At 47.8% G+C, this 22491-nt stretch carries 21 protein-coding genes; 20 read left to right on the forward strand and 1 reads right to left on the reverse strand.

Annotated features, from left to right (window positions below):
- Nucleotides 1-76 precede the first annotated feature (76 nt).
- The 13 genes from ACX9NY_RS23850 to ACX9NY_RS23910 all read left to right on the forward strand — a co-directional run bounded on the left by ACX9NY_RS23850 (nucleotide 77) and on the right by ACX9NY_RS23910 (nucleotide 15729).
- Nucleotides 77-379 (forward strand): MazG-like family protein, encoded by a 303-nt coding sequence (locus ACX9NY_RS23850; RefSeq protein WP_253442948.1) that lies wholly within the window; start codon nucleotides 77-79, stop codon nucleotides 377-379.
- On the forward strand, nucleotides 376-1296 hold the full coding sequence (locus tag ACX9NY_RS23855) for a DUF2232 domain-containing protein (RefSeq protein WP_472475414.1): 921 nt from the start codon (nucleotides 376-378) through the stop codon (nucleotides 1294-1296). The genes ACX9NY_RS23850 and ACX9NY_RS23855 overlap by 4 nt, the downstream gene beginning before the upstream one ends.
- Before the next feature lie 11 nt (nucleotides 1297-1307).
- The gene (locus tag ACX9NY_RS23860; RefSeq protein ID WP_339238881.1) at nucleotides 1308-3299 is read left to right on the forward strand and encodes a DHH family phosphoesterase; all 1992 of its coding nucleotides are present in this window, start codon (nucleotides 1308-1310) and stop codon (nucleotides 3297-3299) included.
- Nucleotides 3296-3739 carry a 50S ribosomal protein L9 gene (rplI, locus tag ACX9NY_RS23865; RefSeq protein ID WP_036611925.1) on the forward strand — a complete coding sequence of 148 codons (444 nt, stop codon included), beginning with the start codon at nucleotides 3296-3298 and terminating at the stop codon, nucleotides 3737-3739. Before ACX9NY_RS23860 ends, rplI begins: the two co-directional genes overlap by 4 nt.
- A gap of 1 nt (nucleotide 3740) precedes the next feature.
- On the forward strand, nucleotides 3741-5102 hold the full coding sequence (gene dnaB / locus ACX9NY_RS23870) for a replicative DNA helicase (protein ID WP_253442260.1): 1362 nt from the start codon (nucleotides 3741-3743) through the stop codon (nucleotides 5100-5102).
- A gap of 444 nt (nucleotides 5103-5546) precedes the next feature.
- Entirely contained in the window at nucleotides 5547-6833 is a 1287-nt protein-coding gene (locus ACX9NY_RS23875) for an adenylosuccinate synthase (RefSeq protein ID WP_339238880.1), read from the forward strand.
- A gap of 223 nt (nucleotides 6834-7056) precedes the next feature.
- Nucleotides 7057-7815 (forward strand): hypothetical protein, encoded by a 759-nt coding sequence (locus ACX9NY_RS23880; RefSeq protein WP_472475419.1) that lies wholly within the window; start codon nucleotides 7057-7059, stop codon nucleotides 7813-7815.
- Between the two features lie 480 nt (nucleotides 7816-8295).
- Complete coding sequence (locus ACX9NY_RS23885; RefSeq protein WP_339238876.1) at nucleotides 8296-9828, forward strand: peptidoglycan DD-metalloendopeptidase family protein; 1533 nt, start codon at nucleotides 8296-8298, stop codon at nucleotides 9826-9828.
- A gap of 234 nt (nucleotides 9829-10062) precedes the next feature.
- Nucleotides 10063-10785 carry a response regulator YycF gene (gene yycF, locus ACX9NY_RS23890; protein ID WP_074092884.1) on the forward strand — a complete coding sequence of 241 codons (723 nt, stop codon included), beginning with the start codon at nucleotides 10063-10065 and terminating at the stop codon, nucleotides 10783-10785.
- The gene (walK, locus tag ACX9NY_RS23895) at nucleotides 10785-12635 is read left to right on the forward strand and encodes a cell wall metabolism sensor histidine kinase WalK (RefSeq protein ID WP_342571510.1); all 1851 of its coding nucleotides are present in this window, start codon (nucleotides 10785-10787) and stop codon (nucleotides 12633-12635) included. Before yycF ends, walK begins: the two co-directional genes overlap by 1 nt.
- On the forward strand, nucleotides 12619-13899 hold the full coding sequence (locus ACX9NY_RS23900) for a YycH family regulatory protein (RefSeq protein WP_472475425.1): 1281 nt from the start codon (nucleotides 12619-12621) through the stop codon (nucleotides 13897-13899). Before walK ends, ACX9NY_RS23900 begins: the two co-directional genes overlap by 17 nt.
- Before the next feature lie 273 nt (nucleotides 13900-14172).
- Nucleotides 14173-14916, forward strand: a complete 744-nt coding sequence (gene yycI, locus ACX9NY_RS23905) for a two-component system regulatory protein YycI (RefSeq protein ID WP_253442245.1) — start codon at nucleotides 14173-14175, stop codon at nucleotides 14914-14916.
- A 6-nt stretch (nucleotides 14917-14922) separates the two neighbouring features.
- Nucleotides 14923-15729: an MBL fold metallo-hydrolase gene (locus ACX9NY_RS23910; protein WP_339258117.1), complete on the forward strand. Its 807-nt coding sequence runs from the start codon at nucleotides 14923-14925 to the stop codon at nucleotides 15727-15729.
- On the opposite strand, the gene ACX9NY_RS23915 is transcribed toward ACX9NY_RS23910, so the two are convergent.
- Nucleotides 15698-15910, reverse strand: coding sequence for a hypothetical protein (locus ACX9NY_RS23915; RefSeq protein ID WP_036611899.1), 213 nt, complete (start codon nucleotides 15908-15910; stop codon nucleotides 15698-15700). The two genes, ACX9NY_RS23910 and ACX9NY_RS23915, sit on opposite strands and share 32 nt — an antisense overlap.
- 761 nt (nucleotides 15911-16671) lie before the next feature.
- On the opposite strand from ACX9NY_RS23915, the gene ACX9NY_RS23920 reads away from it, so the two are divergent.
- From ACX9NY_RS23920 to ACX9NY_RS23950, 7 genes are all read left to right on the forward strand, one after another.
- On the forward strand, nucleotides 16672-17949 hold the full coding sequence (locus ACX9NY_RS23920) for a S1C family serine protease (RefSeq protein WP_472475429.1): 1278 nt from the start codon (nucleotides 16672-16674) through the stop codon (nucleotides 17947-17949).
- 300 nt (nucleotides 17950-18249) lie between these two features.
- Nucleotides 18250-18774, forward strand: a complete 525-nt coding sequence (locus ACX9NY_RS23925; protein ID WP_339238867.1) for a hypothetical protein — start codon at nucleotides 18250-18252, stop codon at nucleotides 18772-18774.
- 213 nt (nucleotides 18775-18987) lie between these two features.
- Nucleotides 18988-19701: a DsbA family oxidoreductase gene (locus tag ACX9NY_RS23930; RefSeq protein ID WP_472475431.1), complete on the forward strand. Its 714-nt coding sequence runs from the start codon at nucleotides 18988-18990 to the stop codon at nucleotides 19699-19701.
- A 74-nt stretch (nucleotides 19702-19775) separates the two neighbouring features.
- Nucleotides 19776-20582 carry an MBL fold metallo-hydrolase gene (locus ACX9NY_RS23935; RefSeq protein ID WP_472475433.1) on the forward strand — a complete coding sequence of 269 codons (807 nt, stop codon included), beginning with the start codon at nucleotides 19776-19778 and terminating at the stop codon, nucleotides 20580-20582.
- Entirely contained in the window at nucleotides 20572-20967 is a 396-nt protein-coding gene (locus tag ACX9NY_RS23940; RefSeq protein ID WP_339258110.1) for a nuclear transport factor 2 family protein, read from the forward strand. The genes ACX9NY_RS23935 and ACX9NY_RS23940 overlap by 11 nt, the downstream gene beginning before the upstream one ends.
- Nucleotides 20968-21038: 71 nt before the next feature.
- Nucleotides 21039-22016 carry an MBL fold metallo-hydrolase gene (locus tag ACX9NY_RS23945; protein ID WP_472475435.1) on the forward strand — a complete coding sequence of 326 codons (978 nt, stop codon included), beginning with the start codon at nucleotides 21039-21041 and terminating at the stop codon, nucleotides 22014-22016.
- 229 nt (nucleotides 22017-22245) lie between these two features.
- A complete protein-coding gene (locus ACX9NY_RS23950) occupies nucleotides 22246-22413 on the forward strand; it encodes a CxxH/CxxC protein (protein WP_017691462.1) in 168 nt (55 codons plus the stop codon).
- Nucleotides 22414-22491 lie beyond the last annotated feature (78 nt).

Raw genomic sequence — 22491 nt, forward strand, 5'->3', positions numbered from 1 at the left:
GGGTAATTTTGCGGGCCCTCTTTTTATGCTATAATGGAGAATAAAGCTTTTTCGGGGGAGAGTGACTTTCGCCAATATGCCTAAAGAACTGGATGTAGCCAAACGTGCTAAAGTGATTGAATGGCTGAAAACCGAAGTGCTTGATCAGGTATCCCGATTATTCAAGGCGTTATGGGAAGGCAGTACAACTCGAATCGGGGACAGTCTTGCCAGTTTGATTATGAGTAGTTACATATTGGGCCGCAGGCTCGGTATTCCTTTCAAGGATCTGGATGCTCTGCTAGTTGAGAAGTTGAGGAAGCATAAACAGGAAGGTCACCAGCTTGAAGACTGGTACCAGGATATTTCCGCACTAGAAGATCATATGCGTAAGAGGTGAATTTGTTGAAATTTAGCTTTAAATCAGCTGTTTGGAGCGCAGTTTATCTGCTCTTGCTACTTTCGCTGTTAACTCCTTTATCGGTACTTGCCATATTTTTTATGATGATACCGGGAGTTATTTTGTATGCTTCATTATCTTTAAAATCTTTTATATGGCATCTCGTGCCTGTAGCTGTTATTTTGGTCGTATTCCACCCCATCTATCTGTTACTATTGCTTATCTTTACCCTGCCAGCGATCGTTATGGGTCACGCGTATAAAACACGCAAATCGGCGCTGTTTGCACTGATGGCGGGAAGTGGCATGATGTTGGCAGAATACTTGTTGTTGCTCTTGGTTGGCAGTGTCATTTTCCAATTCGACCTGTCCAGTTATATTGAAGATGTAGTCAAATTGACCATTGAACCGTTAACGAATTCATCGAATCAGATGATTAACGGGTTTGCATGGACTCCTGAGATGACCGAGGATGTCGCCAAGCAAACGCAGCTTATGATCCCATTTGCTCTCGTTGTTACATCGATGGTAATGGCCTTTATTACGCACGCCATTGCGCGCCCGATTTTGAATGTGATGGGTGTGGTGGTATCAAAGCTTCCACCAGCGAGAGAGTGGCGTATGCCGCGTGCATTGATCTGGTATTATTTCCTCGCATTGTTGATCGAAGTGATCTCGAGACAAAGTGATGGAACATATTGGACTATGATTGCCATGAACCTGTCGCCATTAATCAATCTAGGCTTCATGATTCAAGCGATCGGCTTCTTCTTCTTTCTCTCACATACAAAGAAATGGAATCCGGTTATACCTTATTTCCTGGCGGCTGCGGTCTTCTTCATTGGTCCGCTTCGGATTATCGGAATTATCGATCTGGCGTTCCCGCTTCGTGAGGCAATATCGAAATCAAAACGATAGGGTGATGAGTCTTGCCTAAATTTCTGAAGAAACGCTGGCACGGCTACTATACCGTATGGGCGTTCATACTGCTGCTATTGCTCGTTATGTTCGTTACCATTTATAACTGGACGCTTGGTTTGATTAGTCTGATACTGGCTTCGGCGCTGGGAATCGTCATGATTAAGGCGGAGCTCGCGTTCCGCCGTGAGCTTAACGACTATATTAATGGCCTGTCTATCCGGATCAAACGGATGGAGGGGGAAGCGGTCAGCATGCTTCCATTCGGAATTGTGCTGTACAGCGAAGATCGTACGGTAGAGTGGCATAATCGCTTTGTTGCGGAGATGTTCCAGGAGAAGACAATGGTGGGTAATCCGCTGCTTAATTTGTTTCCCAAACTTCCTCAGCCTAAAGAGAAGAAGGATGGGACGAAGGAACATGCATCCAGGGAATTCCATGACGAATTCCAGTTGGATGATCGGCATTATGGAGTTATTCATAACCCGCAGGAGCGGTATGTATATGTATACGAGATTACGGAGCTAGCCATTCTTCGTGATAAATATGAAAATGAACGCCTTGCTTTGGGTATTCTCGTTCTCGATAATCTGGACGAGGCTGCCCAAGGCATGGACGACCAGCAGCGTACCGCGCTGATTGCTCGTGTGACCAGTGAGATTACATCATGGGCCAAACAGTATGAAGTGTACCTGCGCCGGCTGTCTTCTGATCGTTATCTGTTGATGCTGAATCATAAGTCATTGCAAGAACTGGAGCAGAGCCGATTTGTCATTTTGGATGAAGTTCGGGAGATGACCGCTGACCTCAAAGTGCCCATGACACTCAGTGTCGGACTCGCGTTTGGTTCGGATAGCATCAGCGAGATGGGAGAATTGGCACAGTCCAGTCTGGACATGGCACTTGGACGCGGCGGCGACCAGGCGGCTGTGAAATCGGGGCAACGTCTGTCTTTCTACGGGGGCAAGTCCAACGCCGTGGAGAAACGAACACGGGTGAGAGCACGAGTTATTGCGCATGCGCTGCGTGACCTCATGCAGGAGAGCGATCGAGTGCTCATCATGGGGCACAAAATTCCGGATATGGACGCAATCGGTGCATCCATCGGGGTATGGAAAGCGGCGAGTCTGTACAATGTGGAAGCACGCATTGTTCTGGATGGAATCAATCCAGCGATTGAACGGATGATGGAGCAAGTGAACAAGGACGAGAAGTTGTCCAAGGCATTTGTATCACCGGAACAAGCAACCCAGATGATGACAGAGCACACGCTACTGGTTGTGGTGGATACACACAAGGCCTCTATGACCATGGAGCCGAAACTGGTGCAGTCTGCAACCCGTGTTGTCGTTGTGGATCACCATCGTCGGGGTGAGGAGTTCATCAATGATGCTGTGTTGATCTATCTGGAGCCTTACGCTTCTTCGGCTGCGGAACTGGTAACGGAGCTTTTGCAATATATTCATGACAAAGTACAATTTACTCCACTTGAAGCTACGGCTCTGCTTGCCGGAATCACGATGGATACGAAGCATTTTGCATTGCACACCGGGTCTAGAACGTTCGAGGCCGCAGGTTTCCTGCGACGTAGTGGTGCGGACACCATTATGGTCCAACGGTTGATGAAAGAAGATCTGTCAGAATATATTGCTAAGGCAGAAATCATAAAGCATGCTAAAATGGTATACGGGAACATTGCGCTGGCGGTCACGGACCCTGGCAGCAAGATTTCACAGATGATGATCGCCCAGGTGGCGGACACATTGCTAAACATGACTGACGTGGTCGCTTCATTTGTAATTAGTGAGCGTCCGGATGGACTGATTGGCATCAGCGCGAGATCGCTGGGACGCATGAATGTTCAAGTTGTCATGGAACGACTGGGCGGTGGCGGACATTTGACGAATGCTGCCGTTCAGCTCGAAGGAACGCTTGGAGAGGCAGAAAAACGGCTGACGAACGTACTGGCTGAAATCGAAAAGGAAGAGGGGCTGTTCGAATGAAAGTCATTTTTATAAAAGATATGAAGGGTCAAGGCAAGAAAGGGCAAGTGAAGGAAGTATCTGAGGGCTACGCACAGAACTTCCTACTGCCACGGGGAATTGCTCGTCTGGCAACGGACGGCAATATGAAGACACTCGACAACCAGAAGGCAGCTGAGGAACGACTCAAACAGGAAGAGAAAGCAGAAGCGGAAGCACTCGCGAAGAAGCTGGAAGCAGAAGTGACTGAACTGAAAGCCAAGTCCGGCGAAGGTGGTCGTCTGTTCGGCGCCATTACCAGCAAACAGATCGCAGAAGCTTTGTCTAAAAAGGGTTTGAAAGTAGACAAACGCAAAATTGAGCTGGACGAGCCTATTCGTACACTCGGCGTAACACAAGTAACTGTCAAGGTTCACCCTGAAGTGAAGGCAACCTTGAAGGTACAGGTAACGGAAGAGTAAGATGGGCGGCGAAATGTTATTCGACCGGATTCCCCCGCAGAACCTGGAAGCCGAACAGGCCGTGCTGGGTGCAATCCTGTTGCAGGGTGAAGCCCTGATTACAGCGATGGAACGGGTGCAAACCGAGGATTTCTATGATAAACCCCATCAATTAATCTTTGAAGCGATGATTCAGCTGGGTGAGGGAAATCAACCGATTGACCTCGTGACACTGACTTCGCTTCTGAAGGATAAAGGTGAGCTGGAGGACATCGGCGGCGTTAGTTATCTGGCTAAGCTGGCACATGGTGTACCTACAGCCGCGAACGTAGACTATTACGCTCAGATTATCGAAGAGAAATCGATGCTGCGTCGTCTGATTCGTACGGCAACACAGATCGTAAGCGAAGGATATACAGGCGGCGAAGATGTTGCAGCCATGCTTGGAGAAGCTGAACGTCGTATTCTGGAGATTTCCAATCGTCGCTCCAGTAGTGGTTTTATAGCCATTCAGGACGTATTGATGGAAGTATTCGATAAAGTCGAAACGCTGCATCAGAACCGGGGAACGACAACTGGCATCCCTTCCGGCTTCATCGATTTGGACAAGATGACTGCCGGCTTCCAGCGCAGTGACTTGATCATTGTAGCGGCACGTCCATCCGTAGGTAAGACGGCTTTCGCCTTGAATATCGCTCAGAATGTAGGCATCCGGGCGCAAGAAACGGTAGCCATCTTCAGTCTCGAGATGTCGGCTGCACAGCTCGTACAACGTATGATCTGTGCGGAAGCCAACCTGGACGCGGGAGTTCTTCGTACAGGGGAATTCAAAGGGGATGAAGATTGGCAGAAGCTGACGATGGGTATCGCAGCTCTCAACGAAGCTAATATCTATATCGATGATACACCTGGTATCACGGTAGCCGATATTCGTGCCAAATGCCGTCGTCTGAAGAAGGAGAAGGGTCTGGGTATGATCCTGATTGACTATCTTCAATTGATTAGTGGACGCGGCAAAGCCGGGGAGAACCGTCAACAAGAGGTATCCGAGATCTCACGTACACTGAAGCAGATTGGCCGGGAACTGGAAGTTCCAGTTATCGCCTTGTCTCAGCTGAGCCGGGGTGTAGAGCAGCGTCAGGATAAACGTCCGATGATGAGTGACTTGCGGGAATCGGGTTCGATTGAGCAAGATGCCGACATCGTAGCGTTCCTCTACCGGGATGACTATTATAATCAGGATACCGAAAAGAAAAATATTATCGAGATCATTATCGCCAAACAGCGTAACGGTCCGGTAGGTACAGTAGAACTGGTCTTCCTGAAAAACTTTAATAAATTCGTCAACTACGAGAGGGCGCACAATGACGCCTTCGCGATGTAACGGGCAGGTGCTGACGGCTTCGATCAGGAAGCAAACTCGTCTGTCCCGAAGATCAACTATTAGAGCAACTGAACTCAAACATGTGTTATAAATACCAGATATAGATTCACACTAAAATAGATATCCTTGAACCGGTGATAGCAGTCAAGCAAGATTGGACTGAGGTCTCCGGTTTTTTGTGTCGAAATTATGGGCAAATCCCGAACATTACAGTTGTACTATATCTAATTGTTCGCCATTTGATTTGACTTTGAAAAAAGGTACTGGTACACTAATACTGCTGCGTTAAAGCAGCGCAAACCTTCCCTTGAATGTAACGGAAGGACATTTTTACTGTCCGTTAGCACGCTTCTCAGTCGGTTTATTGCGTAACATGCCTGCCGGGATAGAGGACGGACAGACCAATACAAAGGTGCGCAAGGCACCCACGGAGGAATGTTAACTATGTCAACGGTAGTTGTAGTGGGAACGCAATGGGGAGACGAAGGGAAAGGTAAAATCACGGATTATTTGGCGGAGAGCGCTGATGTGGTGGCTCGTTATCAAGGTGGTAACAACGCGGGTCATACAATTCTGATTGATAACAAAAAATATAAACTGACGATGATTCCATCAGGGATTTTCTACACGGATAAAGCGTGTGTTATTGGTAACGGAATGGTTATCAACCCGAAGGCACTCATCGAAGAAATTAATTATATTCATGACAATGATTTTACAACGAAGAACCTGTCCATCAGTGAGCGTGCACATATCATCCTGCCATATCACATGGTACTTGATGCACTGGAAGAAGAGAGCAAAGGCCCGAACAAAATTGGTACGACTGGCAAAGGAATTGGCCCATGTTACATGGACAAATCAGCTCGTATTGGTATTCGAATGGTTGACCTGCTGGATGCTGAAGATTTCGAACTGAAACTGCGTCACCTGGTCAAAGAAAAAAACCGCGTCATTGAGCAAGTCTATGGCGGTCAGCCTGTTGATGTGGAAGAGATTCTGCGAGATTACCTCGAATACGCAGAAATTCTGCGTCCTTATGTACGTGATACATCCGTTGTTCTGAACGAATATATTGATGAGAATAAAAAAGTATTGTTCGAAGGCGCACAAGGCGTGATGTTGGACCTTGACCAAGGAACTTATCCATTTGTTACATCATCCAATCCGTCCGCAGGTGGCGTATGTATCGGGTCTGGCGTAGGCCCAGCTCGTATTCAGCAAGTTATTGGCGTAGCCAAAGCCTACACAACTCGTGTAGGAGATGGCCCATTCCCTACGGAATTGCATGATGCGATCGGCGACCAAATCCGTGAGACGGGACATGAGTATGGTACGGTAACTGGACGTCCACGTCGTGTGGGTTGGTTCGATAGTGTTGTTGTTCGCCATGCGCGTCGTGTTAGTGGTATTACAGGTCTGTCCCTGAACTCTCTGGACGTAATGACGGGTCTGGAAACCGTAAAAATCTGCACAGGATACAAATTCCGCGGCGAGGTTATCACACACTATCCGGCAAGCCTCAAAATGCTGGCTGAATGTGAAGCGGTATACGAAGAGATGCCAGGCTGGAGCGAAGATATCACTGGAGCGAAGAAACTTGAAGACCTGCCAGTGAACACACAGAATTATGTAAAACGTGTTTCCGAACTGACGGGCATTCCAATTGCGATCTTCTCCGTTGGTCGTAACCGTGAGCAAACGAATCAAGTTCTTCCAATCTACGAGTAATCGAAGAAATAGAGAGATTATTTATTGAATTAATCAAATAGATTACTATGCCGACTCCGGCAGTAAAGCCTCCAGTTGTTGCTTCTATAGCGATGACTGGAGGTTTTTTGTATGTTTATCGGATATAATCCCGAGATTTCCGTCAATACTGGTTAACAGTAGAGTCACAGATCCCGACATGCGCATGCTAGAACGGGTGGGATAATCGGAGGGAGAGAACGGAATGAAGTTGCTTGTCTGGTTTGTCAAAATCGTGCTAACCGTGTTGCTGGTCAGTTCACTGACCCTGCTTACGACCGGATTAATTGTACAGTCATATGCGAAGTCGCTACTCGCAAGTTTCAATATTCAGTGGGAAGGTCAACCCATGGGATTAACCGCCATGTTCCAGGGTGCCTTGGGTGGTAAAACCAGTGAGGGGAATAAATCGGGAAATGGGACGACAGATCAGCCGACCGGAGCGGACGAAGAGCGGGTTCCGGAAGATGCTGTTTCAGTTATGGGAAATGGTACGGAGAGCAGTCAATCTGGCGTAGATACAGGCAGCGAGGCGTCTCAAGGGAATGGCTCAGGCGAGGGCGCAGGTGAAGGTACAGATACGACCGTAGGCTCAAACTCAGGCGCAAATAACAATGGGGCGGATACAGGCACGGGTAGTAAATCAGGAACAGCCCAGGGAAGCGGTTCAGCTTCGGGGAACGGAACCGGAGCGGCTAGCGGTGGTGCTTCCTCAGGAAATGATGCGATTGTTGTATCACCGGATGACATCACAGGAGCGAAGGACAAGCTGCCCGCAGAGGAGAAAGAAAAAATCTTCAGCTTGCTCATGAATAAGCTGCCACAGAAAGAAATGCAGCAGATCTCAGGCGCCATGGAAGGTGGCCTAACCGAACAGGAATTACGTGAGATTGAACAGGTGATCTCGAAGTACCTGACCAGTGAAGAGTACGACAACCTGATGGAAGTCCTGCAAACAGAATAAATTGGAAGTTAAAACAGGTCTGTTCATGGGCCATTGGAGATGATCGAAAGGTTTATGATTCCGTTTACCTTATCCCTTATCAGAGTTGATCTGGTGAGGGATTTTATTTGTATTTTTATGAAAAATAAAGCATATTTCACTGGGTCTTAGAACCTAGTCTTAAATTGCGAGTAAAAGTACATAGTACAGCGGATGTTGAGGCATAATGGGTGATGGATCGGTCATAAAAACTTATGGATAATTCAGGAAAACCAAGCGTGGCGTGGCTTTGCGGTGTGATGTGTAGAGTTGAAATAAGTGTAAAACCTGTGTTAAAGTATACGGGTGTGATAAAAGGTTAAAATTTTGACACTTTTATGAGCGCAGCTAAAGTCCTGATTTTGTGGACACCCAATACAAGTATCAACGAGCATGGGACAGACACGATGGGTGATGTCTTGACAGAAATGCGAACTGAGAAGTGCTGAAAAGGAGAGAATCATGAAAGGTTTCAGAGGCATACGCCAACCGGGCAAAGACCGGGTACACGAACAATCCGGGGAACACCGGACGGCCGAAGACAAAAACAACATGAGCATGTCCACCTTCAGTGTGAATAAGAAGCGCGTTCTGGCCTCGCGCAAATGGATCATTACAGCAGCTTGTGGTGTATTCATCGCAGCATCGCTCGGGTTCGCAGGCAAACAATATGTTACTGCAAATACCGTGCCGTATTATAAAGTAATGGTTAAAGGTAGCGAGATTGGTACCATTGCAGATGAAGCACAATTACAACAACTATTTACAGACAAAACCGAGGAATATCAACATAAATATCCGGATGCAGAGATGGTGCTGAACACGGATGGTATCACAACCGAAACGGTAAGAGCATACAAACCTGAAGTGAACAGTGACGAGACGCTGGACAAACTGGGTGACATGCTAACAGCCTACGCCAAAGGCGTGGAGCTCAAGGTAGACGGTGAAGTCATTGGTATTGTGAAAGATCAGGCTACAGCGGATGCAATCCTGGAACAGGTGCAGAGCAAATACATATCGGCATCGACTGTGCGAAGTTCGCTGAAGACGAAGTCGGTATCGGCTAATTCCTCGAAGAAAAACGAGGGACCAAGTACAACCCTGAAGTCGGTAGGCATCAAGGAAGATGTAGCGACGGATGTGGTGAAGGCTGACCCAAACAAAATATGGGATGTGTCCGAGGCGGTTAAAGCATTAACCGTCGGTAAAGACGCGCCTGTAACTTATGTGGTTCATGAAGGAGATACGATCTCTTCGATTGCTGCCAAGTATGAAATTACACAAAGTGAGATTCGCCAGCATAATCCAGGCATCAAGGAAACATCGCTTCAAATTGGAGACGAACTGACCTTGACCGTTCCGAAACCGGCGATAACCGTTAAATCGGTGGAGCAGGTTGTTGAGCAGATTGAGATTAAACCGCAAGTGGAAGTACGCAAAAGTGCTGAGTTGAAAGCAGGTACCACAAAAGTCGTGCGTCCAGGACAAAGCGGATTGAAAAGCATGCAGTACCGTATAACCAAAGAAAATGGTGAAGTTGTTCAGGAAGAGTGGCTTGGTCAGGAAGTGATTAAAGCAGCTGTAACTGAAGTGGTCCTTAGCGGAACCAAAGTCGTTGGCGAGGGCACAGGTGAATTTGCTTGGCCGGTATCCAATGCAACGATGAGCAGCAGCTTCGGACAACGGTGGGGGCGCCAGCACAAAGGTGTCGATCTGGTAGGTAACCGCGATGTGAAAGCGTCTGACGAGGGTGTAATTACTTTTGCTGGACAGAAAAGCGGTTATGGTAATGTCATCATTATTAACCACCGTAACGGATACGAAACACTGTATGGACATCTGAACAGCATTGGCGTTAAGGTTGGACAAGTGGTTGAAAAAGGCGAGAGTATTGGTGTTATGGGCAACACGGGTCGTTCGACCGGAACACATCTGCATTTTGAGATTATTAAGAATGGAACGGTAGAAAATCCGTTAACGTATCTGAACTAATACAGAGCTTAAGGAGAGCAAGGTTGGCAATGATGCCGGCCTTGTTTTTTGCTGCTGTAAAAAATTTTCAAATGAAAGACCTTTCAAGCCTCTGATCGGGATGTGACGGTGCTTCAGGTATGTTAAACTATAGAGTATATACAACAATCAACGAGGCTTTGGTACAAGCTGAACATAGAAGATAGATATAGACGCTAATGCGGATTAAGCAGGATATAGGGGTGAATTCAGCCGATGCAGGGGAAGATTTTGGTGGTGGACGATGAACAGCCCATCGCAGACATTCTGAAGTTTAATTTGGAAAAAGAGGGGTACGAGGTCATCTGTGCATTTGATGGTATTCGTGCGGTTGAACTGGCGTTATCCGAAAAACCGGATCTGATGCTGCTAGATCTGATGCTGCCGGGCAAGGACGGTATGGATGTATGTCGTGAGGTGCGCGCTCATCTGGAGATGCCGATCATTATGCTTACCGCCAAGGATGGCGAGATCGACAAGGTACTCGGGTTGGAATTGGGTGCGGATGATTACGTGACGAAGCCGTTCAGTACGCGTGAGTTGCTTGCACGGGTGAAGGCACAGATGCGCAGACGGCAAAAGCTTGCGATTACGGCAGAAGCGCCGGAAGATGAGGAAAAGCAGGTCATGCGGCTATTTGATCTGGCGTTTGATATGGACATGTATACGGCTTACAAAGGCGGGGAACCGCTTGATCTGACCCATCGTGAGTATGAACTTCTCTATTATATGGCGAAACACTCCGGCAAGGTTATGACTCGGGAACATCTGCTGCAAGCGGTATGGGGATATGAATATTTCGGCGATGTACGTACTGTGGATGTCACGATCCGTCGTCTGCGTGAGAAGATTGAGGAGAATCCGAGCAAACCGGAAACGATTCTGACACGCCGCGGGCTTGGTTATCTCGTGCGCAGTGCCAAAAGCGTGGGGATATAATGGGCCGATTCGCGCGATTCTCGTTCTTCCGAACGATTCAGGCGAAATTGATTATTATCTATGTACTGCTGATTTTGATTGCGATGCAATTGATCGGCGTTTATTTTGTGAGCGCGATGAAAAACTCGCTAACGAGCAACTTTACGGAAGACTTGCAGGCCCGTGCGGAGATGCTGTCGGTTCTCGTGGGGGAGACGATGGCGGGTGGAGAAGCAGAGGCTGGCGAGGATAAAACGGAAAATCTGCGTGTACTGGTGAACAACCTGTTCAACATTAACGGTGCCGAGATTCAGGTGCTGGATGCTAGCGGAAAAGTACTGACGACCTCGCTAAGTTCACATTCAGACTATGTGGGGCGCAAAAACACCCAGACCGTCGTCAGCCGTGCGCTGCAAGGCATCCGGGATAATGAGGAATATATCGTGGACGAGGATAATGTTCGCAAAAAAGTCGTCGCCAAGCCTGTGCTGTCTGGCGGCAAAATCATTGGTGCTGTCTATATCGCAGCATCCATGAACGAGCTATATTCCACGATGGAGGGAATCAACAAAATCTTCATCTCCGGTATCCTGATTGCCTTAGTGTTAACGGCAGTGCTTGGCGTGATCCTGTCCCATACGATTACGCAGCCGATTAAGGAAGTGACTCGGAGGGCGACAGCGGTCGCAGAAGGTAACTTTGATCAGCAGACACCTGTATTCGGCACGGATGAGATTGGTCAGCTCAGTCGGGCTTTTAACTATATGACCAGCAGGCTTCGGGATGCACTCTCGCAGAATGAAGAGGAGAAGGAGAAGTTGACCTCCATTCTGACCAATATGAGTGATGGTGTGGTAGCTACGGATGAGTACGGGAAAGTCATTCTCGTAAACCGTCGTGCCAGCAGCATACTGGGTATGCATCCTGCGGATATTGAAGGAAGACATTTTGCCATATTACTCGGCATTGATCCGGAGGATGCGGAAGCTCTCGCAAGTGGGTTCACAGGTTCTACGCTGCTGCAAATTGCACCCGCAGGACAAGAAGAGCCTGTGGTCATTCGGATGACGTTCACACCGGTTCATCGGCGTGAACGGGGGATTACGGGAACGATTGCCGTACTTCAGGATGTTACCGAACAGGAAGAGCTTGAGGCATCCCGGCGTGAATTCGTGGCGAATGTATCCCATGAACTGCGTACACCACTAACTACGATCAAGAGTTACGCAGAAGCGCTGGATGATGGTGCACTGGAAGACCCGCAGCTTGCCGGTCGTTTTGTTGGTGTTATTCAGAACGAGACGGAGCGAATGATACGACTGGTTACGGATCTGCTACACCTGTCGCGACTGGATTCCAAAGAGGCTTTGCTGCGGAAACAACCAACCGACATTCTGGAAATGCTGGAGGAAGTGACGGATCGCTTCTCGTTTCAAATGCATCAGAAGGATATTCAGCCTGTACTATCTGTGGAGAATGATATTCCGGCTGTTCCACTGGATCGAGACCAGATTGATCAGGTGCTGGATAATGTCGTATCCAATGCGCTGAAATATACGTTGGAAGGCGGCACCATTACGATTGCGGCTAGACGCAGTGATGGACACGCCCTTGCCATCTCGGTATCAGATACCGGAATGGGTATTCCACAGCGCGATCTGGATCGCATTTTTGAGCGGTTTTACCGGGTGGACAAGGCTCGTTCCCGCAGTATGGGAGGCACAGGATTAGGACTGTCCATTGCCCGGGAAATTGTGAAGGCGCATGATGGCAGCATCTCTCTGGAGTCTGAAGTGGACGTAGGCACGACAGTAACGTTCACACTGCCGATGCGTGAGGAAGGGGGTGAGCACCGTGAAGGAACGGATTAAATCCTTGGTGCTTGCTGCCCTTGTTGTAGCCAGTCTGGTTCAGAGTTATTTTCTAATCTACCGTCTGCCCGGAGGCGGCGATTCCATTGTGACGTCAGAGACGAACTATGTGAAGACGGAAAATATGGGTCAGGAACGCAATATTGAAGAATTGATCTTCCCTGATCAGATGATTATTCATCTGGGTGAGGATAAACATACGGTGTTTTACCCTGGCAATACGTTCTATCAGTTGATCTATTCAAGGTTGCAGGGGCGGACGTTCGATGATTTTCAGCGCCGTAGCGTGCAATCGGTGAACTGGGATCAGATTCGCAAGGAGAACCCTGGATTTGAGCTATCGTTCAAAGAAGGGATTCCCGTAGCATTGTTGCAGCGGGTAATGCGGCTCGGGACGGATTCCTTATTCCAAGGAGAGACCATTAACCGAATCTCGATCTATACGGCTAAAAATGAAACGAAGGCCCATGCGCTGTTCTTCAGCGCCAAGGGAGACGTGGTATATGAAGCAACGCAGGCGGACCTGACCGTACAAGACGTGCAGCAGCATGTTGACTTCGGTACGAACTGGACGCCATATACCTTAATGGATGGCGGTTATTATATCCCGGCCGAACTTTTGGAGACGATTGAGGCGGATGTGCCAACAGGTCAGTTCACGGTTGAGCAGATGCAGCGCAGTCTGTTCTTCGACCCAAGCATGACTCGGAACATCCGGGAAAAAGACGGGTCTGAGATTTACACGGACAGTAAACGTAGTCTGCAGGTGAAACAGGAACAGCGCTGGATCAGTTACACCGATCCGGCGGCACCGCCAGCAGGACAGATTGATCCTGCGAAGGATGCGTTGTCTGCGGTTGATTTTGTGAATCAGCATGGGGGCTGGAAAGGCCGGTCACGCATGATGCTGGGGACCACGGACAGCAAAACACGGCTTGAATTCCAGCAGTATTACGGCAGTTATCCGATTATGGATTCCATGCAGTTCCGCTTCGGCACGATTAGCATGGAGATGCAGCAGGAGACGGTATCCAGTTATGAACGATCGCTGGAGTACCTGAACGAAGGTGCAGAGACCAAGAAATCGGTCAAATTGCCTGGCGGAGACAAGCTGAAGGCTCTGATTAAAAAGGTCGCAGGTGAGAATCGCCAGGTTGTGGATGTATATCCAGCGTATCGTCCTTCTACAACTGAGGATGGACTAAGGCTGATTCCGGTATGGGTTATTCGCTTTGGAAACGGGGAGGAGACTACCGTATCTTGATGGGTTATAGTCTTTAAACCAAAGAGTAGCTGTACTTTATCACTACGCGTGCAGAATAACCTTTCGATCGCTGTTACCCCCAGATTTCTTGAATTCCCTTTTAACACGGGAGAAATCTGGTGGTAAAGGCGAACGCTCCGCTTCTTCAGGTTATTTCTGCCCTCTCCGTTATCGTATAGCTTTAAGTTCAAAGGCTATAAACGGCCAGTTCCGGTGGAGTGTGTAGGCAACTTGAGAAAGTATTGCAAGCAGCTAGTTTAGGGGGTGGATGTTATGGATTGGGGACGGGCGAAAAATGTGTTGATCTATGCCTTTCTGCTGCTCAATCTGGTGCTGGGATACCAGATCTGGATGGATGCGCGGGAGACGGCCGGAGCCAATCTGGACTTCACCTCACTGGCAGACAATACACAGCAGGCGATGGAAGAGAAGGGCATCCAGGTGCTGGCTCCGATTCCGAATGAAACGCCGAAGTTGCCGAAGTTGTCCTATGAGTTCATTGAAGAGGACAAGGCTGGTGTTGATATGGAGCTGGAACAGCCGGTAGATAGCAAGTTGATTTTCTCACAGAGTGAGCTGGAAGATGCATTACAGCGTGAGATTCCACAGATCGGGACATACCGGCTGGATCAGCTGATGGCCGAGGATGGGGCTTTTGTGCTTCACCCACTGGTGGATGGCAAATGGCCGCTCTTCAATGTGAGTCTGGAGCTGTTCTACAGCGACCAGAAAATAAAGGGTTATCGTCAGACTCCGGTGCGGATTACGACCGCCGAGGAGAGCGATCAGCAGGTGCTTCCGGCGTCGAAGGCGCTGGGAACGCTGATCGAGAACTTTTTGCCAAATGATGCGATTGTCAAAGATATTCAGCTGGGCTATTACGGCCAGTTGTTCAATTCAGATATACAGGTAGCGATGCCGGCATGGCGGTTCGTGCTGGAAAGTGGCGAAGTGTTGTACGTGCAGGGCATCAGTGGGGATGTATTCAGTCCCAAGACAGACAAACCAGGGGAGTAATGCGTTATGGGGATATATTTTACCGTGTTATCCAGCGGTTCGACAGGTAATGCCACGGTCATACAGCATGGGGGGACCTCTCTCATGATTGATGCGGGTCTTAGTGCGAAGCGATTGGATGCACTGTTTCAGGAAAGGGAGATTTCTGGGGCAGAACTGGACGGGATTCTGGTTACACATGAACATTCCGATCACATTAAAGGACTAGGCGCGATGTCTCGGAAATATAATTTACCAATCTACGCGAATTTGAATACGTGGGCGGCGCTGGAAAAGTCGGTTGGGGCGATTCCAGAGGAAAACCGGAGGATTTTTGAGACGGGTGAAAAGCATGATTTTGGGTCACTGCGCGTGGAATCCTTCGGGATCTCGCATGATGCGGCTGAGCCAGTAGGGTATACGTTCGATGACGGCAGTGAGAAGCTGTCTGTTGCAACCGATCTGGGATACATGAGCGACAAGGTTCGCGATGCAATCTCTGATTCCGACGTGCTGGTGCTGGAGGCGAATCATGATGTCGAATTGCTGCGTATGGGGCGTTATCCGTGGAACACCAAGCGCCGGATTTTGAGCGACATTGGGCATTTGTCGAACGAAGCAGCAGGGGCAGCGCTTAGTGAATTGATGAACGGACGCATCAAGCGCACGTATCTGGCACATCTTAGCCGGGATCATAATATGATGGACTTGGCGAAAATGTCGGTGCGTGACGCGATGGAGAGCCGTGGATGCTTTTATCGGGATCATGAGTTCAAACTCTGTGATACGTATTACGACCGGCCTACGCCATGGGATAGGGTGGGTGAGCCATAAAGCTGTCCAGTTCGGCGGCTTTGCGCTCGACTTCCTCGCGGGTTAGGATGCCTTTATCAATAAGCAGTTCGATGATGGTACTCAGTGCAAGGGTATTGCGATAGTGTTCTTCCTTGAGATCGGCCAGCTTGGCCGCCATATGAACTTCGTCCATGGCTGTGAGTGTACGCGTGCGATCCATGTATACTTCCTCCTCTATGAAGCTTCGAATTGTCTTTTACTATTATTGTAGTCAGGCTTGATGGAAAACATTCCTCTTTTTGCCGCTAACATTTCAGTGATAAGGCGTGTATGCTGAACCTGTGACCATGCAGGGGTAAAAAAGTTCTTCAAAATGGCCAAAACGGCGCTTAGCGAACCGGATTTTGTGGTGATAGATACTATGGACCTTTATTGTTAAACGCGTTATAGCAGAAATGTGCGTTAATTTTCGTTATTATGCAACTTTTTGGGATTTGGCGTGTTTAGTATATGAGGAGCATTGTGATTTTGGCTGTTTTGCGTGTGAAATGGCATGTCATAGAATGCGAGAGCATGATTGATAGAGTCACTGACAGAATGGCGTGTCCGTTCTGTTGTACATAGACGCTGTATCTCTATTCGATTGGAAGCCGGGATGCGGCGATATGAAAGACCATTTTATAAAATGCAAAAAAGCATGGGAAACCGTTGGAGTCTTCACGTAACGAAGACGACAGAAGAAACCTGAAGAAACAGAGCGATCGCCTGAAAGCTTTCTGAAAGAAAGCTGCTTCGGAAGCATACGCTATGAACAAATTTTACCGAGGAAAATGGAATAAAAAAATTTGTGAGTAACAGCGATCGAAAGCTCGGCTGTGGCTGGAGTGGGGGAACGTAAGGACACCATCATCGTTGATTCATGCGACAACTTAGGCGGCAGTCAGGGTCTTGATGCGTGACAACGAAGGGGAGAGGATCACGATGGGATTGTTTGGAGACGATTTTTATTCAACCAAAGTATCAAGACGCGCCGAACCTGAACAGAAAGGCAAACTTCAGATCATTCGCCCTGGAGGCAGAGCACGTGGACGTGACCGCTGGAGTAATCCGCGCAGATCGCGTACGGGAATCAGCTCTACAGTGAAAGTAGCTGTGATCAGCTCGGTGATCAGCTCCATCGTGACCGTCATGCTGTTTAGCTTCATCACACAGCCCGCATCGTTACCGCTGGCTAATGCTACAGGTAATGGTGGTGGAGGCGGTGCTCAGACAGCACAGGCAGCTGATCCATACGATCGGATTATTCAGGCAGCGGCGAAGGTGCGCCCTTCTGTTGTGAGCATCGTGAACCATAAAACGGGCAGCAGCCTGTCGATGGAAGATTCTGCGTTGGGATCAGGGGTCATTTTCAAGAAGGAAGATGGCAAGGCCTACATTATGACCAACCACCACGTCGTGGAAGGTGCGAGTGACCTGGAGATCGTGACTGTGGACGGGGAGACACATAAAGCGAAGCTGGTCGGTAAGGACCGTGTGAGCGACATTGCTGTATTATCCGCAGAAGATAAAGGGCTGGGTGCAGTGGCGGAGATCGGTGATTCCAGCAAACTTCAGCGCGGTCAAACGGTGCTGGCGATTGGAAACCCGCTCGGTCTGGGCGGTACGCTGACCTCCGGTATTGTCAGTTACACAGATCGTATTCTACCTGTATCGATTAATCAGGACGGCGTGTACGACTGGGAGCAAAACGTGATCCAGACGGATGCGGCTATTAATGAGGGTAATAGTGGCGGTGCACTCGTCGATCTGAACGGTAAAGTGGTCGGCATCAACACGATGAAAATCTCGGATACGGGTGTGGAAGGTCTCGGCTTCGCGATTCCGATGAACGAAGTGATGAAAACCGTAGATTCTCTGCTGGTGAACGGCAAAGTATCTCGTCCATACCTGGGCGTATACACGGTCGATCTGAGCAACCCATATGCACCCCTGGATGACGAACAGCGCAAGGATCTGAAGCTGCCATCTCACGTGGACAGCGGTGTGGTTGTGCTGGAAGCATCGGGTCCGGCATCTGATGCGGGCATGAAGCTGAATGATGTCATTACGGAATTTGACGGGCAAAAAATTACCTCCACGCTAGATCTACGGAAGTATCTATACGATCAGAAGAAGATTGGGGATACGATTGAAGTGACCTTCTACCGGGATGGCAAAGCGGAGAAATTATCGGTGAAGCTGACAGATAAACCGGAGTAAAGGAAGTTCAACGAAGCCTATACTGTTGGGCGGATTGAAATAGGGAAAGCTAGAAGAGTGATCAGATCTACTGACCACTCTTTTTTAGTTATTATGAGTGGACGTGTTCGTTCGACAGTAAATGAGTAGATCAACCATTTGTAATATGTACTCATGATCAGTTAGACCCGGAGCCAAAGTAGCAGATACATCAGACTTGGGCTGTGGTAAACTGTTGTCTATATGTTCAAACGGTCGCTGATGCAAATAACATCTGTTTGTCGATCTTATTTTTATTTCAAAATGGAAGGGGTATTTCTAATGGAACGATTGAAGAAAAAGATACTTGGGGGAACAAGCTTGATGCTGTCCCTGTTGATGTTGTCTGCCTGTGGATCTGAGGTTGCTACGACAGGAGCATCGGTGGATACAAGTGCTCTGCAAGAGAAAATTGCTGGGCTTGAGAAGAAATTGGTGGAACAGGGAGCCAAGAGCGTTGAGCAGGAGCAAAAGATCGCAGCACTTGAGACCAAGTTGAATGAGCTGAGTACAAATGTGATTGCAGTAGGTGGGGCTAGTGGTCAAACGCCTGCTGCATCCGGAAACAACGGATCGGCCGGGAAAGGGGACGGGGTGCTGATTACGTTTGCCCAGTATGAGAAGCTTGAGGTTGGCATGTCTGTGGAAGAGGTTATCGAGATCCTTGGTGGCGAAGGTGAGGCGCTGAGTGAAGCGGAGAATATGGTGGTCTACAACTATAAAGGTACTGCTGGCAATGGTGCCAATGCAGTTATTGCCTTTCAAAGTGGCAAGCTGTTGACGAAGGCGCAATCGGGATTGAAGTAACCATCAGAGCTGACGAGCAGATTATAGACAAAACAAAATGATAAGGGACATAAAGTTACCTAAATACATCAAGCGAGCCTTAGCGGGCTCGTTTTTTTGTATTCATTTTAAACGTGATGCTTGACAAAGGAAATTAGTTGTAACTATAATAGTTACATAATCGAGTTGTAATCATTATAGTTACAACATGAATTCAAAAAGGAGTTTTTTTATATGAAAGTAGAGGTTTGGTCAGACTTTGCATGTCCTTTTTGTTTTATTGGAAAACAAAGATTCGAAACGGCCTTAGAGCAATTTTCCAATAAAGACGACGTAGAGCTTGTTTTTAAAAGTTTTGAACTTGACCCTCATGCTCCGCAAAGTGCAGATCATGATGTGCATGACATGTTGGTTGGCAAGTATGGAATGAGCCGCGAACAGGCGATTGCCATGAACGATAATATTGGATCAGAAGGAAGAGCGGCTGGAATTGATTTTCAGTTTGACTCCATTCAGCTCACGAATACGTTCGATGCCCATCGCTTAGCAAAATATGCTTCAGAGCAAGGAAAAGAGATAATATTACAAGATTTATTCCAGGGTTATTTTACAGAAGGTCGGCGCTTGGGTGATCATCAAACACTGATTGAGATGGCGGTAGATGCTGGCTTGGAAGAAGCTGAGGTCCGCCAAATCCTTAAGGGGGATGATTATGCCAGCGAAGTTCGTGCTGATGAAGCGGAAGCGCAACGAGTGGGCGCAACAGGTGTTCCATTCTTCGTCATTGACCGTAAATATGCTCTTTCGGGAGCACAGTCCAGCAAGAAATTTCTCGAAGTACTGGATGCAGCATGGAAGGAATCTCGTCCATTGACTATTTTGAATGACAACCAGACGGGTTCTGGATCAGCTGATCAATGCGTGGATGGTACATGCAGCGTGAAGTAAGTATAATTTGCATTTTGCGCGAGACCAATACTTTAGCTGGATCATAAATTCATTATTAAAAGGGGACGATACACATGTCTAAATTATCGATTGAAGCTTTCACAGGTTCTGTTCAAGCCTTTAACGTTAACTCAGCAATCATCTACGGAGAGAATGATGCGGTTCTGGTCGATGCTCAATTCCTGCTTAGTGATGCCCATCGCCTGACTGCAAGACTGCTGGAGCTGGGTAAAAATCTAACTCACATCTATATCACGCATTTCCACCCAGATCATTATTTCGGTCTTGAAGTCATTAAGTCGACTTATCCGCAAGCCAAAGTAGTTGCTCTTCCAGAGACGGTTGAGGATATCAAAAATACGTTTGCCAAAAAAATCGATCAATGGAAACCAACGGTTGGCAATAACGTCCCAGACGAACCGGTAATTCCAGAAGCATTGAATCAGGATGTCATTGAACTGGAAGGTCATGAACTGAGAATCAAAGGTCGTCTGCAGGGAGACACACCCAATAACAGTTACGTATGGATTCCATCCATTAAAGCTCCCATTACTGGCGACATTGTATATAACGAAACGTTTGTGTGGACGTTGGAAACGAATGCTGAATCCCGTCAGGCATGGCATCGTACACTGGATGAGTTGGAAGCATTGCAACCTGAGATCGTTATTGCAGGGCATCAGGCTTACCATACAGAGAATACACCGGGGGCGATCGCCAATACACGGCGTTACCTGATTGCTTATGATGAAGTATTGAGTGTATCACCAACAACAGATCAAATTATAGCCAATATGAAATCACGGTTCCCCGGACTGGATACGCTTGAGATTGGATTAATTCTTGCCGCTAAGGCTGTCGGGGTGAACCATGCCGAGTAATCTGGAGATCATTCAAAGCACATACCAAGGTGATTCGAAGGAAAACGGTGTGAAGTATCAGACCTATTTAGCGGAACAAGCGGAGTGGACAGAAGCAGCAGGTTTTCCTTATGCGGGAACATACATCGGATATGATGATATTTCTCAGAATGTGTTCTACCGTTTGGGCACGGAATGGGATGGCTATAAGGCAGAAGTCAGCGAGTTCTATGAAGATGGCGATACGATTATTGCAGTGGGCGTGTATTCTGGAACGTATCGAAAAACAGGAAAATATTTTGAAGCAGACTTCGTGCATATCTGGAAGCTTCAAGATCAAAAAATTATCAAGTTCAAACAGTATGTAGATAGTTACCTGGTGCAAAGCGCAATTGAATCCAAATAACAACCCAGTTAAATTCCGATTGTTAGCACATATGCATATGATCGTAGACATTAGAGAGGAAGATTTATACGATGTTTAACAAAAAATCAACAACTGGAGCAATTTTGCTCCTGAGTCTCATGTTAGTTTTGAGTGCTTGTGGTGCGAGCGCAACGAATAATGCCGGAACAGCAGATAATACGGCATCCAATGCCGCAGAAACAACGAATACAGCAACGGAAAACACAAAAACTCCGGAAGCGGCAGAGCTTAAAGTTACAACATTTAACCCTGGAAGTAAAAGCATCTTTGGAGTATCCTCGAACCTAATTGAAGGCCCAACTGAAGTGGCTCTCGTGGATGCGCAGTTCCAGAAGAATGATGCCGAAGAAGTGGTCAAACTGATCCAAGCTACAGGCAAAAAATTGACAACCGTATTTATCAGTCATCAAGATCCGGACTATTATTTCGGTCTGTCCGTGATTCGTGAGGCATATCCTGATGTGAAAATTGTAGCTACACCGGCTACGGTTGAAGGAATCAAATCGACGATTCAAGTAAAAAATGATTACTGGAACCCGATCTTGAAGGAAAATGCTCCAACTGCACAAGTTGTGCCTGATGCATTTGATGGCGATCAATTCACTGTAGATGGTGAGGCTGTACAGATTATTGGATTGGATGGACCAGATCCATCACATACTGTTCTGTGGGTTCCATCCATCAAAACAGTTCTGGGCGGGGTTCCTGTATACGAGAACCAACATGTCTGGATGGCCGATAACCAAACCCCTGAGAGCCGCGATAACTGGCGTGAGCTGCTGGATAAAATTACGGCCTTGAATCCAGAGCATGTTATTCCGGGTCACTATGTAGGTACAAGTGCGGGTGATATTTCGAGCGTGAACTTTACCCGCGATTATATCGCCAAGTTTGAAGCGGAAGCAGAGAAAGCTAAGGATTCTGCAGCGTTGATCGCTGCGATGGAAGAAGCATACCCAGACTTTACGAATACAGGTGACCTGGAGACAGGCGCAAAAGTAATTAAAGGCGATATCTCCTGGCCGTAAGTCTATTGATAGGCTTGTGGAAGAATGTATAAGAGCTTAACAATATCGTGTATATGAAGAGAAAACATCCTTATCCTGCTGTGCAGGAGGGATGTTTTTTGCGTTCATTCGACATGCAGGGGTTTCTTTTCGGCGGCAGGTGTGATAGAACTGAGAAGTGGCTATCCTGTAATGGGATACGCGGTTGTGAATCGGGAACATAGCTGGTTACAGAAAGGATGCTTAACGGATGTACGTTGTATGCAAAGAACACGTGGACATTGCCATCGACATGTTTGTCGATGAGTATGAGGACGCTCCAGATATCGTTGATCTGAAGGAGACGGAATTTGCCGATTGGGACCCGCCTGCGAAGTGCGCCGAGTGCGAACAGCACGCGGAATTCCTCGTCGTTTAGCGTACTGTAGGACTTAGACGGCTGGAGGCGTGACTTAAGGTGGCGCTTCAGGCTGACTTTCCATCCGGTATGAACATC

This window comes from Paenibacillus sp. CB74 (genome assembly GCF_055687625.1).

What these genes read in the sequence shown, in the direction of transcription:
- ACX9NY_RS23880 (WP_472475419.1), top strand. Translation starts at nt 7,057, where the DNA reads ATGAAGTTGCTTGTCTGGTTTGTCAAAATCGTGCTAACCGTGTTGCTG.
- ACX9NY_RS23925 (WP_339238867.1), top strand. Translation starts at nt 18,250, where the DNA reads ATGGAACGATTGAAGAAAAAGATACTTGGGGGAACAAGCTTGATGCTG.
- dnaB (WP_253442260.1), top strand. Translation starts at nt 3,741, where the DNA reads ATGGGCGGCGAAATGTTATTCGACCGGATTCCCCCGCAGAACCTGGAA.
- ACX9NY_RS23930 (WP_472475431.1), top strand. Translation starts at nt 18,988, where the DNA reads ATGAAAGTAGAGGTTTGGTCAGACTTTGCATGTCCTTTTTGTTTTATT.
- walK (WP_342571510.1), top strand. Translation starts at nt 10,785, where the DNA reads ATGGGCCGATTCGCGCGATTCTCGTTCTTCCGAACGATTCAGGCGAAA.
- ACX9NY_RS23885 (WP_339238876.1), top strand. Translation starts at nt 8,296, where the DNA reads ATGAAAGGTTTCAGAGGCATACGCCAACCGGGCAAAGACCGGGTACAC.
- ACX9NY_RS23920 (WP_472475429.1), top strand. Translation starts at nt 16,672, where the DNA reads ATGGGATTGTTTGGAGACGATTTTTATTCAACCAAAGTATCAAGACGC.
- ACX9NY_RS23850 (WP_253442948.1), top strand. Translation starts at nt 77, where the DNA reads ATGCCTAAAGAACTGGATGTAGCCAAACGTGCTAAAGTGATTGAATGG.
- ACX9NY_RS23945 (WP_472475435.1), top strand. Translation starts at nt 21,039, where the DNA reads ATGTTTAACAAAAAATCAACAACTGGAGCAATTTTGCTCCTGAGTCTC.
- rplI (WP_036611925.1), top strand. Translation starts at nt 3,296, where the DNA reads ATGAAAGTCATTTTTATAAAAGATATGAAGGGTCAAGGCAAGAAAGGG.
- ACX9NY_RS23910 (WP_339258117.1), top strand. Translation starts at nt 14,923, where the DNA reads ATGGGGATATATTTTACCGTGTTATCCAGCGGTTCGACAGGTAATGCC.
- ACX9NY_RS23940 (WP_339258110.1), top strand. Translation starts at nt 20,572, where the DNA reads ATGCCGAGTAATCTGGAGATCATTCAAAGCACATACCAAGGTGATTCG.
- ACX9NY_RS23875 (WP_339238880.1), top strand. Translation starts at nt 5,547, where the DNA reads ATGTCAACGGTAGTTGTAGTGGGAACGCAATGGGGAGACGAAGGGAAA.
- yycF (WP_074092884.1), top strand. Translation starts at nt 10,063, where the DNA reads ATGCAGGGGAAGATTTTGGTGGTGGACGATGAACAGCCCATCGCAGAC.
- yycI (WP_253442245.1), top strand. Translation starts at nt 14,173, where the DNA reads ATGGATTGGGGACGGGCGAAAAATGTGTTGATCTATGCCTTTCTGCTG.
- ACX9NY_RS23950 (WP_017691462.1), top strand. Translation starts at nt 22,246, where the DNA reads ATGTACGTTGTATGCAAAGAACACGTGGACATTGCCATCGACATGTTT.
- ACX9NY_RS23915 (WP_036611899.1), bottom strand. Translation starts at nt 15,910, where the DNA reads ATGGATCGCACGCGTACACTCACAGCCATGGACGAAGTTCATATGGCG.
- ACX9NY_RS23935 (WP_472475433.1), top strand. Translation starts at nt 19,776, where the DNA reads ATGTCTAAATTATCGATTGAAGCTTTCACAGGTTCTGTTCAAGCCTTT.